The organism is Methanolobus sp. (genome assembly GCF_030682845.1).
Lineage (GTDB): Archaea > Halobacteriota > Methanosarcinia > Methanosarcinales > Methanosarcinaceae > Methanolobus.
The window spans coordinates 1-24362 of record NZ_JAUXNK010000045.1; the positions used below are offsets into that span (position 1 = coordinate 1).

Genomic DNA, 24362 nt, shown 5'->3' on the forward strand with positions numbered 1-24362 from the left:
CACGGGACTGCGGTCTTTCACCAGAGGGCCTTTCACGGGACTGCGGTCTTTCACCAGAGGGCCTTTCACGGGACTGCGGTCTTTCGCGGGTTTGCGGCCTCTCTACAGGTATCCTCTCACGGGACTGTGGCACCTGCTCTTCTTCTGTAGCTGGCTGAGGTTCTTTCTCATCTGCTTTTTGCACCTTTACAGGGCTTATTCTTTTTACTTCAGCAGGACCTGACCTTGAAACTTCAGGCGGAGCTATTCTTTTTACATCAGAAGTACGCCTTTCCTTGCGTTTTGGCAGGCGCCCAATGGGGGATGCGTTATCTGATTCAGAATCCTTTATACTGTACTTATCGAGCACCTGTTCAACGGGGACTTTCTGCCTGAGGGCTCTTATAACCTCTTTTTGCACAAGGTCTTCAACACTCTTTCCATCAGGAGCACGTGCAATATAATCTACATTGGCCACCTGGACCAATTCCTTGACAATGAGCTCTCCGCCGCGGTCACCATCAGTGAACACTGTGACTGTCTCTTTCTTCTTGGTAAGCTCCGCAACCTCAGGAGGGACATTGGTGCCTCCCACACAAATTGTGTTCTTGATGCCGTAACGAAGGAGGTTAAGAACATCTGCACGTCCCTCTACAACTATGATCGCGTCAGAATCAAACACTGCAGGACCGCAAGGTATCTTGTTCTTTCCGAAGTATTCCATTTCTTCGACCCTTACAGACTGGCGCACCTGGTCTGCAATTTCCTGGGACTCCGGCAGGTTCTCGTCAAACATGCCTGTAAGGATGAACTTTGCTCTCTCGATGATCTGGTGCCTCTTTGTGGCCCTGACATCCTCCATCTGGGTTATCTCTATCTTTGCACTGCAGGGACCTACCCTGTCAATGGTTTCAAGAGATGCTGCCAGAATGGATGTTTCGACCTTGTCGAGGCTTGAAGGGATAAGGATAGTGCCTTTGGTCTTCCCGGCCTTGGCACTTACAACAACCTCGATCCTTCCTATCCTGCCTGTCTTCTGGAGGTCACGCAGGTCAAGGTCGGAGCCAAGGAGCCCCTCCGTCTGGCCGAATATAGCGCCTACTATGTCGGGACGTTCGATTATTCCTTCAGCGCTGATCTTTGAATGAATGATATATTTTGTAGTGTCTGCATTTTGCATTTGGATTCTCCTAGAGTTTATGATGATATGCGTATAGTCGAAAGCCTCTCAAGCCTTCAGCCCAATGCAAAAATAGTATACTACCCGCTACACTACATGTATACAGGACAGGCAGTAATGACATCAGAGAAGATTTTTCTCATTTAAATTATAAATCAGGGCTTATAAAATGCAGCGTTATGTATGATCGTAAAACTACATTCACTAACAGGCGTACCAATGTGCAGCAAGCAATTTCCCGCGGGCACCAGCCCGTTGCTATGACCACTCAAACATCTTCTGGCAGACATGATTAGCAGTTTCCAAATCCCTCATCTGATTCCCAATCAATCTTTACTATGCCGTGTACCTTTATTTTTCGCTACTCCTTTATCTGTGAGATAGGTTTTTACATGTAATGAATAAGGATTATGATTAAACTATATTTGCATTAGTGGAAATGCCCTTGCGTAAGGACATTTCTGTGATCTTGATCGAATTTCAAGTATGGATCGTAACCATAACAGGATGGTTACATAAACTAATAGAATTCAAAGTCTTATAAACTTATGGGTAACACGGGCAGGGAAGGCTCTGAAACTAGTAAAGCAAGTGAACTTGATTTAGCTTTCCCTTTATAAGGCCTTCATCCTTCCGGAGTTATGTGCGGGGAAATATCTGACAGGAAGATCTTCGCGCAAGGAACTATGATATAAATTAACTGCATTTGTAATATTATGAATGACAGAGATCCGGCTGACAGAAAGAAAATTATCATTATAGGTGGAGGGGCAGTGGGACTGGCTGTGGCAACAAGTGTAAAACGCCATAGTGACCACGAGATCCTTGTATTCTCCTCGGATTCCCATGCATCCTACAGCCAGTGTGGCATACCGTTTGTAATAGCAAAGGAGATCAATGATTTCAATTCCCTTCTCCTCAGGAAGAAAGAATTCTTCGAAGAAGCAGGAATAGACCTGCGCACAGGCACTGTGGTCAAGTCTATTGACATAGCGGCCCGTACGGTCCTTGCTGAAGGAAAAGAATACCGCTTTGACAGGCTTGTGATAGCCACCGGTAGCACTCCGTCAATCCCGGAGAAACTCGAATCAGGAGCTTTACTGAAGAATGTTTTTACCGTACGCACCCTTGAGGACGCCATAAGGCTTGAAAAGGCCCTTCAGGATGTATCCAGTGTGGCGATAATCGGAGGAGGGGCAATCGGAGCTGAACTTGCTGTGGCATGTTCTAAAAGGAGATTGAATACACTTCTTATCAACCGGAGCAGTTCCCTGCTCTCACATAATATCGACCCTGATATGGCAGATATAGTCCGGGAGCATCTTGAATCCATGGGAGTGCAAATACTTACCGACTACACCCCGCAGGCTCTCAATGGGGAAGGCAGCGTCAGGTCCGTGACCATTGGAGAAAAGGAATTCCCGGCTGACGTGGTCATAATATCTGCAGGGGTAAAGCCAGAAACACAGATTGCTGCTGATGCCGGGATAATGATAGGCCCCACGGGAGGGATCATTGTCAACGACGATCTGCAGGTAAAGCTGACTAACGGTACTTTTGACCCCGATGTCTACTGCGGGGGAGAGTGCGCACAACTTCAGGATCTCATAACAGGCAGACCTATGTTAAGCCAGCTTGCAAGCACAGCAAGAAGAATGGCAGGAGTGATACGGGATAACCTGATAGATGAACAGAGCAGCTTCGGTCCGGTTATCAGCCCCTGGGTGGCTCTCATCGGCGAACTGGAAGTAGGGACAGTAGGTATTACCACCCGGATAGCCCGTCTTAATGGAATAGACGTAGTAAGCGGTCTTGCCACAGGCACCACCCGTGCAGGCTACTACCCGGGTTCAGCCCAGCTGTACATAAAGCTTCTTTTCAGGAACAGGATCCTCGTCGGAGCACAGGCTATCGGCGGCAAGGGTGTCAAAGAGAGGATTGACGGGCTTTCCCTTGCTATCAGCAAAAGAACTACAGTGGACGAGATCCTTAACATGGAAACCTGCTATACACCACCACTTGGAACACTTGTGGATCCGCTCACCTATGCGGCAAAAGGTGCACTCCGGAAAATGTCAAAGGTCCGGAAATGATAGTCATCGACGGCTCATATGGAGAGGGAGGGGGACAGATACTGCGGACTGCGGTATCCCTCTCAGCAGTAATAGGAGAGGAAGTAACCGTTACAGATATCCGCAAAGCTAGACCCCAGCCCGGGCTGAAGATGCAGCATCTCACATCAATAAAAGCAGCCGCTCTCTTATGTGATGCAAAGGTGGAAGGGCTTTTTCCGGGCTCAACTGAGATCCGGTTCTTTCCACTGGAAATAAAGGGGTTAAGTGCCGAAATAGACATTGGTACCGCAGGGAGCATCCCATTACTTATCCAGAGTATCATGCCTGCTGCCGCTTATGCAAGCAGTGGCGTCAGGCTCATGCTCAAAGGAGGGACTGATGTCACCTGGTCCCCTACCATAGACTATCTTGAGAATGTGACATTCAAAGCCCTGGCGAGAATGGGCTACAGCTCACATCTGAAAACCATTAGCAGAGGCTACTACCCCAGAGGTGGGGGACTAATCGAGCTGGAAATCAAGCCATCAAAGCTTCAGGGATATGATTTTCTCAGAGAGGATGGAGATGTTTCAGGCATATCCCATAGCTCCGGGCTGCCCGAACATGTGGCACAGAGACAGGCCGCATCTGCAAAGGAGATCCTGGACGAGAAGGGATATGAATGTGATATCCTTACAGAGGTCTCGCAATATGCTTCCACTGGAAGCGGGATAAGCCTGTGGTCAGGTTTTAAGGGTGCAGTCTCCATTGGAAAAAAAGGCTTGCCTGCAGAGGAGGTGGGAGCCAGGGCTGCAGAGGAAATGATAACATACCTGGAGTCGGCGGCAGCTGTCGACCAGCATCTTGCCGACCAGCTGATACCTTACATGGGACTTGCAGGCAGCGGCTCTTTCACAACCGTTGCCCTGTCAGATCACACAACGACCAATATATGGGTCACTGAACAATTCCTTGATGTCAGGTTCGGCATAAAAAGAGGGAATGGGGTTGTCGAGGTTTACGTGCAATGATCATTCCTGTGTGTCAGCGATGCTTATGTACTCTGAGGGAATGCTCTTTGCAAGCACAATATCCCCATTAACAACCACAATATCAATCCCGTCGTCCTGCGCCGATGCGGCATCGATTTCAAATATCACAGGGTTGTCAGTGTGGATAGAAGCGGCCTGCATTGCTTTTTCCAGTGAGGTGCTCAGGTGCACATAGCACTGCCTGACAGGAGTGATCCCGTTCTCAAGAAGCATGTCCGCTTCTTCCTGGCTTACACCATAGTAGAGGTAAGGGAGTTCATTCTCAGGATAATCGGATATAAGATCGATCTCTACTGAATGGCCGTAACGAGCCCTGATAAAAGATCCGTCTATCTCATAGCGGCCTTTCACGTCGGACTCTACCAGAGACACAAGGCGCTCCATGGTGCCCCATTTGTAGCGCTTCATCATAATTTCACAGAGCACATCCATATCAACCCAGCCCTGCTGGTCCATTTCCAGGCCAACATCCTCCGGGAAGTGCCTCAATGCACCGGAAATGAATCTTCCAAGCCTCTCTTCCCGGTCATCATCCAGCACATAACGTCCTTCTTCGCCGCATTCCGGGCATACATCGCCCCTGAAGTACCCATGCTGTATACATTTACGGATCATGATATCTGTCAGATATATCTTATAATTAATATAAGTTGTTAAAATGGCCTGTATTCACAGTTCGCTTGAACCGGCAGTTATCTTCACTGAGGAACAAATGATTTAAGATGTATTATGTATGTAAGTCTTTCAGGTATATAACATGGATGAAATTATAGAGATATACAAAAAGCAAAAGCTTAGCGGGACAATCACCCAGGAGGACTTCCTGGAAAGGGTCGGGGAAAAAGTGAACCAGATGGGCGGACTTTGTGACACAAGAACGGCAGCAATGCTTGTGGCACATGACCTTGGGGCCGGTGACACACATGGAGAAGGTGCCGGGAATGAGATACAAAAGGTTGCAGATATCGCCCCCGGCACAGGTAATGTCAGGCTCATTGCCAAGGTCATGTCTGTGTTCCCGGCCAAGGAGTTCAACCGCAATGACGGCACCATCGGAAGAGTTGCAAATCTTCTCGTTGCTGACGAAACGGGTTCCATACGCCTGACACTGTGGGACGATAAGGCAGATCTTGTGAAGACAGGAGATATCACTATCGGGCAGACATTCCAGATAAGCGGTTATGTGAAAGAAGGATATTCCGGTGTTGAAGTGAATATAGGTAACAACGGTGTGCTGTGCGAGACAGACGAAAAGATCGAGGCCTCTGTTGCCACCACAAAGGTCGCAGATATAAAGAACGGCATGGGTGACATTAACCTCAAAGCCAGGGTGCTGGACATAGCCGATATAAAGACCTTTAACCGCAAGGATGGCTCAACAGGCAGGGTTTCGAATATAACTGTGGGAGACAACACCGGAAAGATCAGGGTCACCCTGTGGGATGAGAAAACAGACCTGCTGCCCGAATTAAATATCAATGACTCCATTGAGATAATCAACGCTTACGCCCGGGAGAATAACTTCAGCCAGCAGGTCGAAGTGCAGGTAGGCAACCGCACCATTCTGAAGAAAACAGACAAGCCAGTCGACTATTCAGAGAATTTCACACCCATATCCGATATAATACCAGGGGAATCATACTCTATCAAAGGATCTGTCTCGGGGATAGGGGACCGCCGGGACTTCACACGCGATGACGGTACAGAGAACAGCGTCTCAAATATCTATGTTTCCGATGACACAGGCAGGATAAGGATAGCGCTCTGGGGTGAACATGCCGGCCTTATAGAGGATGTTGATATTGACACCGAAATAGAGATAATCGATGCCTTCTCAAAATCAGGGTTCAATGATGAGATAGAGCTCAGCGCAGGAAACAGGACAAGGATAATTGTCCTTTGAGTAAGAGATCAGCGGTTATCGTATGGAACACTCACCAGGACTACGGTGTTCCATACTCTTACCTGATTGCAGGATATTTACCGGGTTTTATTTATCTGGGTGTTGTCCTTCACCTTCCGTGTCCTGATTTTCTACCAGGTGGAACATTTTGTTCATCCCATCTGAGCCCTTTTACCATGGAAAGAAATGCATGAACACCTATAAATACAATTAACTCGACATTTTAACTGTGGACTATTAGTGACCAATTCTTAACTCCTGGCTTTAAAGGAAGGTAAGGGTCTTGAACGCACAAAGGGATTTGGAAACCGACGTTTCGATAAAAGAGATACAGAACGAGATGTCTGTCAAAGAATTGATGACAAGGGATATCTTTGTCATGGATGCTGACACTACCGTACTTGAAGTTGCCCGGGAGATGACTGACCGCAATGCAGACAGTGTTATTGTGGTGGATGATGGTGACATCGTCGGCATAATCACCGAGAAGGATGTTGTTTCCAAGACTGTTGCAAAGAACAGGCTTCCCGGAGAGATGAATGCCAGGAGCATTATGTCCTCCCCGATAATATCCATCAAACCCTCTACAGGAATGATCGAAGCAGCTGAGCTTATGGTCAAGTCGGATATACGCAGGCTTGCAGTGATGGATGGTAACATAATACTGGGAATGATCACATACAGGGATATCATGGCAATCTCCCCGGGACTGAACACCATCCTCCAGAACCTGATAGAATTGCACCGTGAAGGAGACTTCCTGAGGGAGACCGATGTGGAGCGTGGCATCTGCCAGCGTTGCGGTGCCACGGCTGACAACCTGAGAGAGGTCAACGGGCTCAACCTGTGTGAGGACTGCAGTGAGGAAGAAGGTTACTATGACTAGTTTTATGCTGGTCAGAAAATAAGTACACACGAAAGCTGGTGAAATGAATGTCTGTCCCGATATATGATGGAAAAAGGTATGTATCGATTTTTAAAGCAGTGGAAAGTAGCTTTGCGGACCTTACAGGAAAAGCATTATTCGTGCTTACAAAAAGCACATGCTTAGACAGGCATTATTATTCATATGCACACTAAAAGAGCTCTTTAGCAAAAGACCGTTGCTCCGGGACCACAGGAACTATCTGATGTCTGGATTGCCGTTGACAGAACAGTGCAATATTATACATATGACATCTTATTAATTTCCTCTAGTCTGTTTAAGGAATTGGCCTTTTGGAATCACAGAGGATAGCAAAATGCCTGATATGTGTGGTTTAAACAATGGAAAAGAAACTCCAAAGAATTAACCATATACTAAAAAGACGAGAAGCATGCCGGCAACTACTGATGTACTGAATCTCAACCTGCTGTGGCTATCTTATTCCCGATGATCATGCTTAGTGAGAATAGTGGAGGTAGTACTGTTGTAAATGAAAAACAATCTCCCAGTAACAGGCTGTCCGGAAAGGATCTGTCATAGCCCTTAACGGGACTATGAGAATGGTTCTGCCTGCCAGTGCATGAACAGAATGATATGGGAAGCACCTTCAAAATCAATGTCGGTGTTTTCTGCGCACGATATTAGAAAGAACGAGGATATTCAAAACATTTAGATGGAGGAACACCATGAATGTTAGAGACATTATGAGTTCACCGGTATTCACAATAGCACCGGAAGAGAACGTGGCACATGCAAGGAACCTAATGCTGAAACATAAGATAAGCACCCTTGTGGTGGCCAAGGACGGGAAGATGGTCGGTATAGTCACAAAGACCGACCTGAGCAGAAAGCTTGCACAGGCAGAACCGATGTGGCGCAGAAGACCGATAGACAAAATCCCGGTCAACATGGTGATGAATGATGCCCCTATATCGATCTATCCGGATGCCTCGATTTCCCAGGCAAGCAACCTGATGCTGGAGAATGGTATCAACTCACTTGTTGTTGTGAAGGATAATATAGTTGGAATAGTCACGGGAACAGACATCATGAAATATGTATCCCAACAACCGGATATTAAAATGCGGGTATCGGACGTAATGGGAGATGACATTATCTTTGTGCACAGGCACCACACGATAAACCATGTTGTCCAGGAGATGGAAAAATACGAGGTCAACAGGGTGATAGTCACCGATGATTCCAACGAGGCCGTCGGGATAATCACCACAAGCAACGTGGCACTGAACATCATGGTGGATAATGAGGGTAATATGCAGTCAAAGAGCATAAAGATGGCACGCAGATCTACTCCCGCCGGCCAGAAGACATACAGGTACATCAAAGACGTCCCGCTCGTGGCCGAAGACATTATGATGGACCTGCCATCCGGCGTAGCTGTCGACGACCTGTTGGTCGATGCTGCAAAGGTCATGCTGGATGAGCATGTTATCAGCCTTCCTGTTGTTAATAAGGATGAGATCGTGAGCATGATAGGCAGGAAAGATATACTCCGGGCCGCTCAATAAACGCCGGAACAGAAGCGTACAAGCTAAAAATGTTAGATCATACAGAATTTAATACATAGAGGGAAAAATTATGGAAGTAAAGGACATCATGACAGAACCTGTAAATATAGATAAGTCAGCTACCATCTCTCATGCACTTGACATCATGGAAAAGAAGGGAACAAGGCGCCTCCTTGTCACGCATGATCACAAGATCATGGGCGTGCTCACCATGAGAAACCTTACAAAAGAGCTCGGGACCCGCAAGAAGGGAAGTATGCCGGCATCTGCCCTGCATGTTGCAACAGCTGTCTCTGACAATTACGTAAAAGTGCTCCCGGATACCAAGGTAACAGATGCCGTCACCCTCATGGCCCGCAACGGCGGGGTGATGATCGTAGTTGAGAACGAAAAGGTCCTTGGCTGGGTGACTCCGACAGAACTTCTCAGGAACAACGACCTGAAGGGATATGTGGCTGAAGTGATGCAAAAGAACCCTATTGTCGCACACCCCGCTGACCGTGTGAGCCATGTAAGACGCCTCATGCTGGACAATAATATCGGAAGGGTGCCTGTGATAGATGACGACAAGCTGGTAGGGATAGTCACAGAGAAGGACATTGCCAAAGCAATGCGTTCGTTCCGTGACATTGTCGATGGCAATAAGCAGGATGCACGTATCAAGAACCTCATTGTCGAGGATATAATGAAAATGGGTGTCAAGACCGTCTATACCAATACACCCGTAAAGGACGTCGCAAAACTCATGCTTGATGAGAATATAGGCGGTGTGCCGGTCGTAAACCTTGAAGAACAGATGGTAGGGCTTGTTACAAGGAGAAATATCGTCAATGGGCTTGCGCAGTAAGCAGTGCCTTAACAGAAAGATATGGATAATGGGACTGAAATGGATATAAAAGAGGCGGCAGAGCTTTTGGGCCTGTCGCCATCCAGATTTTCAGAACTTCTCGAAAAGAAGGTGTTACTGCAGGACTGGGGAGAATATGAGGATTTCTTCCGATTCAGCAGCAATGTGGGGAAAATCGATGAGGGCAGTGTACTGGTCAAAAAAGGAGATGCCTTTGAGTTCGTACAGGGGTTCCCGAAGATAAAAAGGGCCATTATGCTTGCTCCTGCCATCAAGAGTCATTTTGCGGATATCGATGCTGTTGCTGTTGAAGAGAAGATGAATGGCTACAATGTCCGTGTCATCGAACATAAAGGGGAACTGATTGCTTTTACTCGCAGCGGCCACGTCTGCCCATACTCCAGCGAGCGTGCCAACCACCTGCTTGAACATGATCTTTTTAAGGATCATCCTGAATACGTGATCTACGGTGAGATGGTGGGACCTGATAACCCCTATGTGCCAAAGCATATTTATGAAGTTGATTCGCTCGAGTTCTTTGCTTTTGACATCCGGTCCAAAGAGGGGATTCCCCTGCCTGTTCATGAGAGACGGGAGCTTGCTGCTGATTATGGTTTGACCCAGGTCGAACTTCTTGGCGAGTTCGAAGTATCTGAAGCTGCTGAAGGGATACGGGATATAATTCTGGAACTGGGTAAAAAGGAACGTGAAGGCGTAATAATCAAAGATCCTGCAATGGTATTGCAACCATTGAAATACACAACCTCCGAAACTAATTGTGCGGATCTGCGCCACGGGTTCAGGTTCTATAACGAATCGGGTAAGGATTACCTCTTTGCAAGAGTTGTGAGAGAAGGTTTCCAATCAGTGGAATGGAACGAGAGCGAGGAAGATCTTGAGAAAAGATGCCTCATGCTCGGTAAAAGCATACTCATGCCCATGAGAGAATCGATTATGCATGTGCAGGAAGGCGAACGCCTATGGGAGGATGTACAGATAAGGGTGAGAGAAGTGAGCACTATCGACAAATTCAGGATGTATCTTGAAAGGCTTGGTCTTGATATCATCTTCGGCTCACCAGAGCTCATCGGGGATGAATATGTTGTCAAGATCAGGAAGATGAACAAGAGCACAACAGACAAGACCCTCGGTATAATCGAAGGCCAGCTCTGGTCGTGAAAAAGAAATATATGCATAAACATTTATTCGTAAGACCATACTGGAGGATACTCACATGACTAAAATTGCCATCATTGGAAGTGAAAAGAGCGGGAAGACCACTCTTGCCGGGAAACTGGGCAAAAAGGGCAGTGTTACTGACATCACGATGTACGACTATGCCAAGAATGACCGGGTGCTCACGACCATTGATGCTACCGGGTATCCGGCATCTGTGAAATCCCTCCTGACAGCACTTAACCTTTCAGACATAGCCATACTGTGCATACCTCCACAGGGGCTCGACCCTCTTGCGGCCGAATGTATCATTTCCCTTGACCTTTTAGGGTATAAGCATGGTATCGTTGTCCAGACCAAAGCAGACCTCTCATATCCGCTGGCTCTTGAGGAAATGAAAGAGAAACTCAAAAAGATTACAAAAGGAACAGCGCTTGAGAACTGGCAGTACCATACCATTTCCACAACTAGCTTTGAGGGCATGGAAGAGCTCAAGGAACTCATCTTCTCCATGGGAGACATGGTGGGCGCCGAGCAAAGGAGCCTGGACAGCCTTCCTGCACGGGTTGTCATCGACCAGTCCTTCAACGTAACCGGAATCGGATGTGTGGTACTGGGAGTCGTGTCACAGGGAACCATACATGCCAAGGATAAGATGGTGGCCTATCCGGCCAAAAAGGACCTGGAGATCCGCTCCATCCAGATGCATGATGTGGACGTTAAAACAGCTCCGGCTGGTGCAAGGGTCGGCCTTGCGCTCAAGAATGTACAGTCAAAGGATATAGACAGAGGATTTGTTCTGTCCGCTCAGGAAAATGTCTCAGAGGACCTCAATATTGAATGCACCCTGTCTCAACTGGCAAAGGATTTCGCAGTAGGAGACATGCTTCACGTCTACGTTGGTCTGCAATCGGCACCGCTAAAAGTTAAGAGCATAAAACAGGAAGGGCAAAGTGTGGAAAAAGCAAAGCCCGGGAAAAAGTACCTGTTGGAACTGGCAGGGACAAAGGAAATAGCCTATAGCAAAAATGACAGGTTCGTCCTGGCAAACCTCGATGGCAAGCAGAGATTCGTTGCCTTCGGATATAGCCAGTGAACTACTTTTTGGGCAGAAGGTGTTTGGAGCCTTCCAGCACGGAAGGCATTTCAACCGCTTTTGTGAGCTTCACGTTTTCAGGCAGGTCCACCATAGTGGGCTGTTGTATGGCAGCAGGGGACGCCTCTATAGTAGCTCTCTGAACCTTGTAGCCAGAGTCACTGCGTGAGAAGGATGCAGGTGCAGTTGTAGATGGGCGCTCCGTCGAGAAGACCACGGATGTATCTTCGGTTGTGCTGTCTGAACCGGAGCCCCTTAATCCGGATTTTGTGTCTCTTTCTTTTGCCTTTGATCCTTCTTCTTTTCCACGCAGATAGTTCTCACGTGCAAAATCCCGGAGATCATATTCATCGGCAAATCCGTAAAGCCTGGAGAGCTGCTCCTGGACCCAGCCTATCTCCGAGTGCCTGTGATAACCAACTTCAAATCCAAGTTTCCGGGAAACCTCAGCAAGATGAGCCCTGTCGGCCTCGGATATTACCTTACTCTCCTTTTCCTTTTTGAATAGTGCGACCATAGGACAACCATCATTCCAGATAACCTTCGATCTTCAGGCCTTTTTCCGTAAAACTGACAGAGCGCATGTTGCAATCATGCCTTGTGCCACGCATTTTGATTACCTGGATGGCACGTGTCATTGTCTTGTCATACAGGAAATTGTGCATGAAAATGACACCATGTGCTGCAAACTGCTCTGTGGAATACGCAGTCGGGTCTGTCATCTCAGACAACAGTACGGTAGTACAGCCAAGCTTCTTGAGGTTGCGTATGAACCTGCTCATCTCCTTTTCCTGAAGGGAGAAATCGTTTGTAGTGAACCTTATGGCCGATACTGAATCTATGACAAGGCGCTTGACGTCATATTCTGAAACGTATGCAGCTATTTCCTTAAAGACCATGGAAGGAGACGGCGCCTCACTCTCAATGGATGCCCTGCCTACGTTATAGTCCGTTGTCACAAACTCGTTCATCTCATCCATATACCCGTACTCCATCCTCGGACCCAGATCTGCAAAGAGAAGTTTCTGCATTTTGATAAGAGGAGCAATGTTTATCGTATAATTGGACATGTCATTGATGATGTTCTGCGGGCATTCAAGCAGTGTCGCGTATAACCCAACCTCACCCTTGGAAGCGCCATGTGCAAGGAACTGTACGCCAAAGGTGGTTTTCCCGCTGCCTGGCGGACCGCTCAGTACATAGACCCTTTCGGACAAGAAACCGCCCTGTACCAGATCATCAAATCCTTCTATTCCTGTAGGTATTCTCATAGATACTACCTCTGTATATAAGTAGGATAATATACTTTTATGAGTATTATAAAACTGCAATATATTTTAATGCATCGATTGGATATTATAAAAACAACATTAAATAAATATGCCACTAAACACTCTGCTAAATAATCACATACATCACCCAACCATGCCAGACACCGCCAGCCATTCTTTCTCCATAAGGTATAAAGACCTCCTGTGGTCGGTAAAGACCTTCTCCTTGTCAGTAGTGACAGCATTCGTCTGCAGCATGTTCCTTTACACCTTCATGTTTATCATAGCAGAGCCTGCCCCGGTGAACCAGGCCATAATTTCTACGGCCACTGCCGCAACAGCCAAGGTTGTTGTAACCGCCCAATATATCAGTCCGATGTGGGCCATATTTATATTCAATTCCATAGCTGCCCTGAGCGCATCCGTGGGCACGGGTCTGTTCCTGTTTATCCATCTCCTGCTGATGTCAGATATCCGGCTCAGGCCGAATAACCGCATATACGCTTCTTTTTCAATTGCTTTTGAAAGGATGCTGATGCCTGCCAACAGGGTACTTCAGAAACTTGCACATCATCTGGATGATGATTTCCCTTACCCCGAAATAAGTGACCCTGCAAAAGAAGGTATCTGGAAATACTGCGGATATACCCGGGAAGACTACCGGATGTTCGCCTATATGCTCCCATACACGATACCCTTCATGATAATGACAGTGAACGGTCTTCTCATGGGGATACTGCTGGCCTTCTTCCTTTTCAACGGGTCTCTGACGGGCTATGAAATGCTCGGGATAAAAGGAATGGCTATCGGGATAGCCTACAATCTCACCTATTTCTTCATATCTATTGTGCCTCACGGAATTATTGAGATACCTGCATTATTGCTGGCTGCAGCACTTGGTTACAGATTTGCCAGGATCCAGTCCCTTGAAGTTACAGGCAAAGGATTATTTCTCGGGGACAGTCCTGAAAGTTTAAAGAAAGATGTATCCGAGGTCCTTGCAACTGCCAAACTGTATCTCACTTCCCGATACATGTGGAAGATTTCTGCATTTATTGTTATGACACTGCTGGCTGCTGCATACATCGAGGCTCATCTGACATCAGGTATCGTGGACATAGTAATGCAGGAACTTGACACGATCATCGAAAACCTTCCGGTTTAGAACAATGGCAGGATTGACTATGAACTAACCTGTTAGCCAGGACTTACAGCCCTTTGTTAAAACCGGCCATCGATGTTGCCACATTTTTCAGCAATTGTGCAGCTATCCCTTGGCCTGGCCATGAACCAAGACCACAGTCCGGGCCTGCGTACCTGATGCATTCACCGAACATGGAATACGCCTTCTCCAGTCTCTTTGTGATTAATGCAGGAGTTTCCATCTGTGTCACGATATCCGTCATATGAGCCTGGTCCTTCCAGACATTGGTGTCATATTTTTCATTGAGGGTGGCAACAAGGTTGAAAACATCAGTGCGGGCGATGCCCACGCGCAGGAATGTGTCACTGTCCTCAAGCTCCTTGCGGTCTATCAGCTCAAGATATGAGGGGGTGGCCGCAGATTCCACACCTACGACCCCGATGTTATCAGATTGGCATGCCAGGGTGTAGTGCAGGGGCGAATGCAGATGTACTTCCACATCACAACCTCCCTTCTTCGCGGACCTGCAGGCGATATCCATTGCCTTTATAAGTTCATTGTTATCGAACATAACCTGCGGGTTGATGCCTATGCTGGGCTCATCGATAGAGACTGTCCTGATGTTGAAGTTGCGGGCATTGGAGATGGAATTACTGACAAAGCGGTCCACGCTCTCTGCTAACAGATCAAGTATATCCGTATACTCGGTGCCGCCGAATTCCTTGAGATAGAGTTCCAGAGGACCCGTGACACAGACACGCACATCCGGCTTTTTGCCGTGCTCCTCCCTGTACTCTTTGGCGACTGCCTCAATGGCCTCAAGCTCCATTATGCGGGCAGCAAACTTCTTTACTTTGAAAGGCTCTTCTGACTTCTCCGGATTCCTTATGACAGAAAGGAACTGCTCGTTCATATCCTGATACTGGGGATAGGTGGGCACATCCACACCTGCTTCCACTTTCTGCCTGAAGGCATCACTGATGACCGCAAACAATTCCTCATTATTCTTTCCCATGGAGAAACTCTCCTTTATCCATTCCCTGGATATGCCCTGAGGCAGGGGAAAACTGCCAATGTCGTCAAAAAGTATCCCTGTCATGACAGGTTGATTGTCCTGTATTTCACTTATAAGTTTTGACTGATGATGAGTCCGGTATCCGGAAGTTCAGGGATTATTTTGAATCTCGCTCCCGTCTTATTCCCTCTTTATTTTTTGATAGCAGAGGAGATCTTTGAAACATAATAGTTGATACACATCCGGCAAATTAAAACTGGCAGAACAAAAACAGATAGGAGCTTTGGAGGACTGCCCTCCAAAGCAGCAAAACTCATTCCTGTGCTTAATTCAGGCTTCCTGAGGCTTTGGCAGTGTCAGCATGATACCGATATTGTCAAGAGCCTCTGCAACCTGCTTGAAAGCTGTGAACAATTCCTTTGAGGCATTTTCCACATCTTTTGTCCTTGGCTCTGAAGAGAACCATATCTCTTTTTCCGTGTGCCCGCGGCTAAGGGAGACACATGCAAGCATATCGCCTTTTGTCAGCCAGTATACAGCATTGACACCTGTGGGTGTGACCCAGGAAGGGTGCACGGATTTGAGCTCGTTCACGAACCTTTCCCAGTTGACGGTTGCAGATGCCTCGAGGTTGAGCTTGAGGCTGGCACGGTCACCGGTGATCTCCTTCTCAAGGCTGCCAAGAAGCTTTTTGTACTGGACGTCGGAGTCCTGGACAGTGATCTCTTCCTTGATAAGTTTCTCTGCCTCGTCAGCGAAGAAAGGAGCCAGGTTCACAAGGCTGGAAGGCTTGGTGGCAAGTGAAACACTCACAAATGCCACACCGCTGAGAAGCATACCAAGAATGACACCGTGGTTTGAGAGCAGCGGGCTGATGGGTGCGAGGGCCGGTACAAGGGCTGGCAAGGACTGCAAAGGAGTGCTTGTGTAGTCGATTATAGTAAAGGATATCTGTGCGACTGCTCCTACTATAAGTCCTGCCATAGCACCTTCCTTTGTTGCACGCTTCCAGTACAGGCCACCCATGAGCGGGAAGAAGTAGGAAGCACTGGCAATGAAGGTCGCAATGTGGATGGCTTCTATGATGCCCTTGATGTAGAATGAGAAGAATGTTGCCGCAAGCACAATTATCAGTACACTGACCCTGTTGACAGCCATCATCTCTTTCATTGTTGCATCCTGCTTTATGAACCGCTGGTAGATGTCACGGGAAAGGCATGAACCGCCGGATGTTGCAAAGGTATCTGCGGAAGACATTGCCGCTGCAGCAAGACCGACACCTGCCAGGCCAAGTGCAAGGGGAGACAGGTTCTCAACTATAAAGAACAACAGTGCGGGCTCAGCTTGTGCCATGGCACCCATGCCTATCTCTGCAAACGAAGCCGGGATCTCAGGATAAAGATAGCTAAGTCCGACAGCTATTATCGTACATGCCACACCGAATACCAGGAATATCAGGAACGAACCCATGATCATACCGTTACGTGCTGCTTTTTCATCCCTGGAAGCCCATATTCTCTGCCATGGGTCCTGTTCTGTTACCCATCCCGGAATGATGGCAAAGATAAAGATCATAACAGCAGGTATACCGATGATAAATGGATTCCACCAGTCAGAGGAAACCGTTCCGAAGAGCTCAGTTGTACTGATCGCCGGAATCTCAGCAGTACCGGCAGTAGCTGCATTCACAACTATGAAAGCCATTAAGAGCGCAAAAGTGGATAGCAGAACGAATTGGACCATATCTGTCCAGACCACAGCTGAAAAGCCTCCCAGGGTCACGTACAGAGAAATGGCGACAGCGACTATAGCTGCAGCATAGATGGGTGGCATACCAAAGAATATTTCCAGAACCAGCGAGAGACCTCTGATATCTGCAACAGCGAAGAGGATCATCACAATTGCAATAATGATAGCTACAGGACCACGCAGGGCGCCGCTATATCTCTGCTCAAGGAGTTCCGGCTGTGTGATGGCAGGAAGGTGCTTTATCTTACCCACAAGAAGGGCGATCAGCAGTAGTGCCAGGATGTTAGGGGCCACAAAACTCCAGATGGAGCCCATGCCCAGTACCATGTAAAGGCCAATGACAGCTAGTATCCCACCTGCTGTCATCCACGAGGATGCCGCTGAGAAACCGATAGCTATTGAGCCTATCCTGCGCCCTGCAAGCCAGAAATCAGTCACAGACTTTTGTTTTTTTGAGAAGTACAATCCGATGGATATCAAACCAAGAAGGTAAATCACCATCAATAAAAGGAATATCTGATAATTCTGCATAACTACAACCTCTTTTATCTATGAGGCTTCTGTAGAATGACACATAGAAGCCGTGTTTATAAGTGATATATGTTATCAAGGTTCCTATATAAGGGTTTTTAAAAAATGGACTTTATCAGCAGGAAAGTTAACTTGATTCTTCATTCAAGAAAAGCACTCGATGAGACTAAATGAAAATCCTTGAGCGATAGAAAATATTAAATTAAGTTTACAATTTCACCTAAATGGGCCCTGGAAGTAATATCCACCTGCCGGGCCACAATGATATTATACTACGCGGAAACTATCCTATTCCATGACCCTTGAGCCGGTTCATATAAAAGAGATGCATGATCTTGTGTCACGTATAGACTCCTGTCTTAAAAAGGAGGATCCTGAGAGTGATGACAATGATTCTGTATCCGATATCCTGGGCCTGCTTAAGGAATTAAGGTACGATGGCAAGATCATCCTTAAGGCTATCGGAAAAGTGAAAAGGGGCAGAGCAAGCATCGAGAGGATGACAGGCTCCAAAGACCCCTTTAATATCTGTTATGCCTGTGACAGTGGAAGTACGACCGCAAAGACATTCGATAACGGACTGTACGTCGATTTTTGTCACTGCGCCATGACATCGACACCTACCAACCTGGATACACATAATATGCGCACCATAGTGGCAGCTACATACACTGCCAGCCAGAAGGTCGCGATCAGCACTATCCCGGAATGGGAATATTTCGATTCCGGGGCGGGGCGCAAGAAGATAATACGCATCCAGCCGGGCACACTGAACAAGAAGGTCAACGATATGCTGCATGATATCGCGCTGTATCTCTGCGAATCCGAGCATATATTATGGATGCGTGAGCGGATGGAGGATGGCAGTTTCTTCATCATGGACGGCCCCATATATCCCAAGAGACTGATGTACTGGATGGTTGTGCCATCGGAAGATATCCAGGTACGCACCGATCCCCACTGCACGAAGATCATGCAGAACTACATTGATATCATGGACCATCACATGGAGAAGCGCAGGCCCTTGGTGGGCTTTGTCAAGAACCCCGAGGACATGCAGGTGATGCAGGCCCTGAAAAAACAGGAAAAGGAACTTGATCTGCCATGGCTGCTGGATGCGCAATTCTTCAAGAATGCGCTTTCTCCGGAGAGGGCAGGCATGAAGGGCTCTGATTCAAGAAAATATATCATGTATAGTAACTGGTTCATGCAGCCAAATCAGTTCTACGAGAAAATGCTGAATGCCACATCCCCTCTTGTCAGGGATAAGCTTAACCACAAGTTCCCTGCAGAGGACTATGCACTTGCTTTCTTTATGGTGCTGGTGCCTTCCATGAACACGATATTCAAGATAGAGTCTCCCTACGGCCTTGTGAAGGACGAGGAAATGAGGAACCTTATCACAAGAAAAGTACTCTATGACATAGCACTGAACGGCATACCAAGGACCCTGGCAAAGGCTGATTCCCTGGCAAAGATACAGATATCTGAGAAACGCCTGATAATTGACAGGTTCAGGAATTCAAGGATAGATACAACCTATAACGATACAAGATGGGGCGAAACGGATGAGAGATGAGGATATACTTTCTTTTGTTTCCAGGGTCAGCAGCGGCACGGGAACAACAAAAGTGGTTATAAGGACCAATGAAAACAATCCCAGGGAAAAAGATCTTCCCGTCGAGAATAAACAGCACTCTTTTGAGGATTATGAGCCCTGTGACAGTGTCACAGAAAGTGCATCAGGCAATGGATCGGAAAGCGCCCTTGGGATTATCACAACCGGTTTTGAGCCCCTGGAAATAACAGACACCGGAGCAAGGATAACAGGGTATATCACAACTTCCTGCCGCAGGAACGTGCGCCTTGGGACCTATGTCATAGTACCTTACGGAGACGAGGACCTTTTTGCCAGGATATGGAAACTGCAATACGTCCAGGAATATTCAGTGGATGATGCCACTGAGATCCACTCACGGAGAATGCTTCAGTTCAACGATACGGACGAGGTCGACTACAAATTCCTGGCCTGCCTTGATCCTATATGCATACTCTACGAGCAGAAAACAAAGAATGGAAGTTTCCTTGCAAGAAGGATGGGAGACAGAATACCACGTCCTAACACACCCATAATGCCCGTTACCGAGAAGGCCAGGATACAGACCGGGCTTAACATTCCCGGAGAAGGCATATTCCTTGGACACCTGAGCGTGGGAGGGGAGCTTGTCAAGACCCATGCAGTACCGCCAACTGTCCCTTATTATCTCAGGAACGATTATTCCATGGGCGACCCCCTGATATTCAGGCACATGCTGGTCTGCGGCAGTACCGGTACCGGAAAGACCTTCCTTACCAAAAACATCCTGCGCCAGTTCATGAACGATGACAACAGGTACAAACTGCGGGGCTCGGAGGAAAGGAAGAATCCCTGTCTTGTAATCATGGACCCTCAGGATGAATATTCTCAGATGTTCGAGGACAATCCCGAGCTGGCCACAGATGATAATTTCAATTTCAGGGCAGAGAAAGTTAATTTCGGAGCCTGCAAAAACACGCGGACCTTCGTGGCAAAGGTGGATGGAGAGGCCTATAAAGGCAGGTCGAGAGCGGAGCAGGTAGAGTTCACCATACCTTTTGAGATGGTGCGCTACAATTCATGGCTCATCGCACCGGTGGGCATGACCGAGCTCCAGTACGTTGGTGTTGACCTGCTGCTGGATGATTACTTCAAGAAGAACGGTCAGCATACTTACAACGGCTTCACAGACTTTATCGGGGACGACAGTACCAGGGATCATTACGTGGAAAGCGGTAAGATACACGAATCCTCCTTTGACGGCATTGTCCGCAGGGTGAAGAACCGCACCCTTGCAAGGGTGTTCGACCAGCCGGCAAGACCCATCAGCGAGATACTGGGCCAGATATTCAAGCCCGGCCAGGTAAGCGTCTTCCCAACAGAATACATCACGAGCTCCCGCATACGCGACCTGATAACCCTCACCCTGATGAGCACGATAGTGGATAACAAACTGAGCACATCCGGAGATGCTGCGGTCAAGGAAACGCCCATAATCCTGGGCCTTGACGAAGCTCACCGCTACCTTGCCGGCGCATCCGGTGAGCATTCAAGGAAACTCATCTCCAAGTTTGCCGATGCTGCCCGCCAGGGTAGAAAGGAAGGCTTAGGACTCTTCCTTATTACCCAGGACCCGCAGGACATTGATGATACAGTCTTCAAGCAAATTAACACGCGCATCATCCTTAATCTCAGCAATGACGCAGCCATCGGTACAATGAAAGTCAAAAAGGAGTTCGAGAAGCGCATCCCCTACCTCAAGAAGGGCCAAATGATAGTGCAGAGCCCCGATAACAGCGATATGGTAGAGATCATCGGACTGTCAAGGTGTGTGGTGAGGCATGTTTGAAATTAATGCCTCATTCATCTTTACCGAAACGTATATATGAGGAAAGTACGTATGGAAGTCTCGCTCAGTTAGTTATTCAACGCGGGCCGGTAGCTTAGCCAGGCAGAGCGACGGACTCTTAATCCGTAGGCCAAGGGTTCAACTCCCTTCCGGCTCGCATTAAAATTATAATATATAATACCAGATTTTTGTTTCTTGTTTTCTTCTTCAGTGATATCCTTACTATCATTTCTTAACGTGGTTGCTAAGCATTAAATCCAATCAGTTCAATGTAGTTCATTTTCTTGAAAAAGGTGAGAACATGCCAAAAGTAAGTCTTGATATTCCTCAGGAACTCCTTGACGACCTCAACCGTCATGTCGGCAATGATAAGAAATTCGTGTCTCAGGCAGATGCCATAAGGACAGCCGTCCGCAAGATGCTGGATATGATGGATGAGATAGACAGAAGGCACGGCAGGCTGGAAGAAGAGAACAAATAAACTAACAGGTAGATCTTATTTTCTATGATCTGATGTTACTGAGATATTCTATGCACTGTGCGCCTTCCTCGACGCTGCTCATCTCAGTGACCATCAGGCCCTTATAGTCGGAAAGTTTTCCCATGACTTTTTTCCAGTCGATACTGCCCTGTCCCAGAGGAAGGTGCTCGTCATGACCGCCGTGGTTGTCATGGATATGCATGTGAACAACCCTGTCCAGGCACTTCTCAAGGAACCCGTCTACCAGACCCATGGTATTGGCATGTCCAAGGTCAAGTGTCATACCTGCATTCTTCCTGTCCACCCGGTCGATCATATCCACCATCTCGTCTGGATATTTGCCAAATATTTTGGGAATGTTAGGCATATTCTCAATGGCAATCATGATATCCAGATCCGCTGCAAAATCGCACAGGGCCTGCATGGAGGATATGCTTGTCTGCCAGCATCTCTCAGGCAGCCTTGCACCGTATGGGGAAAGGTAGCCGGGGTGCAGTACGGCAATCCCGGCAATCCCGGAGGCAAGTTCCAGGTGACCTTGCATCTGGCGCATGATCTCAGCCAAGATGCCGGGATTGAGAGTTGCAAGGTTCATATCGGAAAAAGGCAGGTGGATACTCAGCCTCAGACCTGTGGTTTCCAGAATATCCCGGACGTGTCCGAGATTCTCGGGAGTCAGGCATTGGGAGCCTTCCTGGACCATCTCCCAGCCGGAGTAACCCATATCCTCAAGCTCAGCTACCCATTCAAAGGACGGACCCACAACCGAACGGGTGGAGAAGCTCAGGTTCCTTATCCTCATGATCAGTATGCCTCAAACACTTGTTATATCTAACTCAAAATCGGGTATGCCATTCTCCGTGGGAGGCGTCAGCCAGTCAAAGAACCTCACAAGCTCTTCAGGGGAGTCGGCCTCGATGCTTATTTCTATTGAACCCAGTGGTTCCTTCTGTGCAGGAAAATTCAGGCGCCCTACAGTAGCCACCTGCTTGCTGAGGATAAAAAAGGTCGATTTCCCATCTCTTGACACGCTCTTGGACAACTGGGTGCGTGCCGTATCGATGATCTGTTCCTGTCTTATCTGGTAGTGGATATTCACAAGAGAATGAATATCGCCTTCCAGTGAGAAAGTGCCGCTGTGCTCGGACAGTTCCTCATACACAGGCTCATTTTCCGGGAACATCTTCTTTATAGCTTCATACACCACTTCCCGGTCTTCGGTTGGATTGACCTTTGCTGCAGCTGTGGTTTTTATCATTGCGCCTGTCCCACCAGTGCTGTGATCTTTTCCCTGAACTCTTCCAAGGTATCATTATTGGTGATCACCACATCAGCTATTTTCATAGCTTCTCCCATACCCCAGCCAAGTTCGCGCTCGTCTCTCACTTTCAGGGCACTGATATCCTTCATATCGTCGCTCCTGCCACGTGCTTTCACCCGCATGAAGCGCGTATCAAGGTCGGAATCAATGGAAACCAGTGTGAAATCATTTCCGAAGGCCTCTTTGAAGCATTCGACCTCAGGAACACTCCTTACACCGTCTATAGCAATGAGGTCCTCACCTGTAGCCCTGATCTTCGGGACACAGCGTCTGGCTACCACTGCACGGCCTTCCTTTTCACGCATCTCGGTGCCAATACCTCCTGTGTTCACATCCGTGGGTTCAAGGCCCCTGCGCACTACTTCCTCCCGGATGACATCGCCCATGTTTATCACGGTGATACCTTTATTGCGCAATACAGAAGATGCCTCTGACTTTCCTGAAGCCGGCATACCTACAAAAGCTAAGATCTTCGTCATTTAGTAACCTGTCATAATTTATGGATAGTAATCTGCAAAAGAATTTTCCGATATCCTGTTGTATAGGTCTTTTCCCATACATTCTACTTATATATTAGTATCCCCATCGATACAACATTCACAGGTACTCTGTCATCTTGCCGGGATACCTTACAAGTGAGATTACTATAAAAAAATTAAAGGACAAAACAGGACCGCATGAAGATAGAAAAAGTGCACTTTCCCGGAAATGTCTTCCTTGCCCCCATGGCAAATGTTACAAACATCCCTTTTCGCCTGATGTGCAGGAACTACGGCGCATCCATGGCCTATTCAGAAATGATAAGCTCTGATGCTGTTATCCATGATAGCTCAAAAGCCTTCAGCCGGGGCTTAAGCTGTAAGAACGAAAAGCCTTTCGGGATACAGATATTTGGCAATTCTCCTGACATCATATCCAAGGCAGCCCTGAAGATAGAGGAAACATATCAGCCCGACATAATAGATGTCAACTTCGGCTGCCCTGCCCATCTGCTCGTAAAAGACGGGTCCGGTTCAGCCCTGTTACGGTCACCTGACCTTATCTACAGTATCGTGAAGGAACTCTGCGAAACAGTCTCCACGCCCGTGACAGCAAAGATACGCGTGCTGAAAGATATAGAGAGAACGGTACAGATAGCAGGCCTTATCGAAAAAGCAGGAGCATGTGCAATAACTGTCCATGGCAGAACCCAACAGCAGCACTATGCAGGAAAGGCCAGCCATGAATATGCTAAGAGGATCAAGTGTGAAGTAACCATACCCGTCATCGCCAATGGTGATATCATTGACGAGATATCGGCAAAGGATACTCTGGAATATACCGGCTGTGACGGGATCATGATAGGAAGGGCGGCAATGGGGAATCCTTTCCTCTTCAGGAGGATCTCTCACTACCTGAAGACAGGGGAAATACTGGACTATAATGAGTGTCGCCAGAGGACTGCGGACCTTGAGGAATACCTGGGGCTGCTTGAAAAATATGATCTGACAGATACGGTCAATCTGAGGTCTCATGCCCAATGGTTCACGAAGGGAATCCGCGGAGGTAAGAACATCAGGAACAGGATTGCAGATGCAAAGGACATTGATGAAATTATAGATAGTGTGAGACAAATGTGTGGTGTTGCCCATGAAAAGCCAGTTTAGTATTTTAACTAGTTTTAAATAAAAATAATTTTAATTAA

The 24362-nt window shown here is 47.5% G+C and carries 22 protein-coding genes and 1 tRNA gene; 14 read left to right on the forward strand and 9 right to left on the reverse strand.

The genetic code is table 11. From position 1 onward, the window contains the following. Positions 1 to 1159, reverse strand: a 1159-nt coding sequence (gene dnaG / locus Q8J68_RS04455; RefSeq protein WP_305310340.1) for a DNA primase DnaG, incomplete at its 3' end; no start/stop codon positions are given. Between the two features lie 716 nt (positions 1160 to 1875). Here dnaG and Q8J68_RS04460 point away from each other — a divergent pair. Both Q8J68_RS04460 and rtcA read left to right on the forward strand, forming a co-directional pair. Beyond that, entirely contained in the window at positions 1876 to 3252 is a 1377-nt protein-coding gene (locus tag Q8J68_RS04460) for an FAD-dependent oxidoreductase (RefSeq protein ID WP_305310341.1), read from the forward strand. After that, positions 3249 to 4244 (forward strand): RNA 3'-terminal phosphate cyclase, encoded by a 996-nt coding sequence (rtcA, locus tag Q8J68_RS04465; protein ID WP_305310342.1) that lies wholly within the window; start codon positions 3249 to 3251, stop codon positions 4242 to 4244. Before Q8J68_RS04460 ends, rtcA begins: the two co-directional genes overlap by 4 nt. On the opposite strand, the gene Q8J68_RS04470 is transcribed toward rtcA, so the two are convergent. After that, positions 4245 to 4880: an RNA 2'-phosphotransferase gene (locus Q8J68_RS04470; protein ID WP_305310343.1), complete on the reverse strand. Its 636-nt coding sequence runs from the start codon at positions 4878 to 4880 to the stop codon at positions 4245 to 4247. A 142-nt stretch (positions 4881 to 5022) separates the two neighbouring features. Between Q8J68_RS04470 and Q8J68_RS04475 the strand changes: the two genes are divergently transcribed. The 6 genes from Q8J68_RS04475 (at position 5023) to Q8J68_RS04500 (ending at position 11741) form a co-directional block, all read left to right on the forward strand. Further along, positions 5023 to 6168, forward strand: a complete 1146-nt coding sequence (locus Q8J68_RS04475; protein ID WP_305310344.1) for an OB-fold nucleic acid binding domain-containing protein — start codon at positions 5023 to 5025, stop codon at positions 6166 to 6168. Between the two features lie 283 nt (positions 6169 to 6451). Beyond that, the gene (locus Q8J68_RS04480; RefSeq protein ID WP_305310345.1) at positions 6452 to 7054 is read left to right on the forward strand and encodes a cyclic nucleotide-binding/CBS domain-containing protein; all 603 of its coding nucleotides are present in this window, start codon (positions 6452 to 6454) and stop codon (positions 7052 to 7054) included. A 725-nt stretch (positions 7055 to 7779) separates the two neighbouring features. Next, a complete protein-coding gene (locus tag Q8J68_RS04485; protein ID WP_305310346.1) occupies positions 7780 to 8622 on the forward strand; it encodes a CBS domain-containing protein in 843 nt (280 codons plus the stop codon). A 70-nt stretch (positions 8623 to 8692) separates the two neighbouring features. Then, positions 8693 to 9469 (forward strand): CBS domain-containing protein, encoded by a 777-nt coding sequence (locus tag Q8J68_RS04490; RefSeq protein WP_015053704.1) that lies wholly within the window; start codon positions 8693 to 8695, stop codon positions 9467 to 9469. A 39-nt stretch (positions 9470 to 9508) separates the two neighbouring features. Next, positions 9509 to 10648 (forward strand): RNA ligase, encoded by a 1140-nt coding sequence (locus tag Q8J68_RS04495; protein WP_305310347.1) that lies wholly within the window; start codon positions 9509 to 9511, stop codon positions 10646 to 10648. 55 nt (positions 10649 to 10703) lie between these two features. Further along, positions 10704 to 11741: an EF-Tu/IF-2/RF-3 family GTPase gene (locus Q8J68_RS04500; RefSeq protein WP_305310348.1), complete on the forward strand. Its 1038-nt coding sequence runs from the start codon at positions 10704 to 10706 to the stop codon at positions 11739 to 11741. A 1-nt stretch (position 11742) separates the two neighbouring features. Here Q8J68_RS04500 and Q8J68_RS04505 read toward each other — a convergent pair whose 3' ends face one another. Both Q8J68_RS04505 and Q8J68_RS04510 read right to left on the reverse strand, forming a co-directional pair. After that, positions 11743 to 12258 (reverse strand): hypothetical protein, encoded by a 516-nt coding sequence (locus Q8J68_RS04505; protein ID WP_305310349.1) that lies wholly within the window; start codon positions 12256 to 12258, stop codon positions 11743 to 11745. Between the two features lie 10 nt (positions 12259 to 12268). Beyond that, a complete protein-coding gene (locus Q8J68_RS04510; RefSeq protein ID WP_305310350.1) occupies positions 12269 to 13012 on the reverse strand; it encodes an ATPase domain-containing protein in 744 nt (247 codons plus the stop codon). 154 nt (positions 13013 to 13166) lie between these two features. Here Q8J68_RS04510 and Q8J68_RS04515 point away from each other — a divergent pair, with 154 nt between their 5' ends. Beyond that, a complete protein-coding gene (locus tag Q8J68_RS04515) occupies positions 13167 to 14177 on the forward strand; it encodes a stage II sporulation protein M (protein WP_305310351.1) in 1011 nt (336 codons plus the stop codon). Between the two features lie 43 nt (positions 14178 to 14220). On the opposite strand, the gene Q8J68_RS04520 is transcribed toward Q8J68_RS04515, so the two are convergent. Further along, on the reverse strand, positions 14221 to 15255 hold the full coding sequence (locus Q8J68_RS04520) for a methionine synthase (protein ID WP_305310352.1): 1035 nt from the start codon (positions 15253 to 15255) through the stop codon (positions 14221 to 14223). Positions 15256 to 15501: 246 nt separating this feature from the next. Further along, positions 15502 to 17451, reverse strand: a complete 1950-nt coding sequence (locus Q8J68_RS04525) for a sodium:solute symporter (RefSeq protein ID WP_305310353.1) — start codon at positions 17449 to 17451, stop codon at positions 15502 to 15504. 295 nt (positions 17452 to 17746) lie between these two features. On the opposite strand from Q8J68_RS04525, the gene Q8J68_RS04530 reads away from it, so the two are divergent. From Q8J68_RS04530 to Q8J68_RS04545, 4 genes are all read left to right on the forward strand, one after another. Then, positions 17747 to 19030, forward strand: a complete 1284-nt coding sequence (locus tag Q8J68_RS04530) for a DNA double-strand break repair nuclease NurA (protein WP_305310354.1) — start codon at positions 17747 to 17749, stop codon at positions 19028 to 19030. Next, positions 19020 to 20876 carry an ATP-binding protein gene (locus tag Q8J68_RS04535; RefSeq protein ID WP_305310355.1) on the forward strand — a complete coding sequence of 619 codons (1857 nt, stop codon included), beginning with the start codon at positions 19020 to 19022 and terminating at the stop codon, positions 20874 to 20876. Before Q8J68_RS04530 ends, Q8J68_RS04535 begins: the two co-directional genes overlap by 11 nt. Before the next feature lie 83 nt (positions 20877 to 20959). Further along, a tRNA-Lys gene (locus Q8J68_RS04540) sits at positions 20960 to 21033 on the forward strand. A 144-nt stretch (positions 21034 to 21177) separates the two neighbouring features. Continuing rightward, positions 21178 to 21357: a CopG family transcriptional regulator gene (locus tag Q8J68_RS04545; protein ID WP_292464882.1), complete on the forward strand. Its 180-nt coding sequence runs from the start codon at positions 21178 to 21180 to the stop codon at positions 21355 to 21357. 22 nt (positions 21358 to 21379) lie between these two features. Here the strand turns inward: Q8J68_RS04545 and Q8J68_RS04550 are convergent, their stop codons facing one another. The 3 genes from Q8J68_RS04550 to Q8J68_RS04560 are packed head-to-tail and all read right to left on the reverse strand — an operon-like array spanning position 21380 to position 23157. Then, complete coding sequence (locus Q8J68_RS04550) at positions 21380 to 22159, reverse strand: sugar phosphate isomerase/epimerase (protein ID WP_305310356.1); 780 nt, start codon at positions 22157 to 22159, stop codon at positions 21380 to 21382. 12 nt (positions 22160 to 22171) lie between these two features. Then, on the reverse strand, positions 22172 to 22615 hold the full coding sequence (locus tag Q8J68_RS04555) for an RNA-binding domain-containing protein (RefSeq protein WP_305310357.1): 444 nt from the start codon (positions 22613 to 22615) through the stop codon (positions 22172 to 22174). Beyond that, the gene (locus Q8J68_RS04560; protein ID WP_305310358.1) at positions 22612 to 23157 is read right to left on the reverse strand and encodes an AAA family ATPase; all 546 of its coding nucleotides are present in this window, start codon (positions 23155 to 23157) and stop codon (positions 22612 to 22614) included. Before Q8J68_RS04560 ends, Q8J68_RS04555 begins: the two co-directional genes overlap by 4 nt. Before the next feature lie 198 nt (positions 23158 to 23355). Between Q8J68_RS04560 and dusB the strand changes: the two genes are divergently transcribed. Next, on the forward strand, positions 23356 to 24324 hold the full coding sequence (gene dusB / locus Q8J68_RS04565; protein WP_305310359.1) for a tRNA dihydrouridine synthase DusB: 969 nt from the start codon (positions 23356 to 23358) through the stop codon (positions 24322 to 24324). The last annotated feature ends 38 nt before the right edge of the window (positions 24325 to 24362 follow it).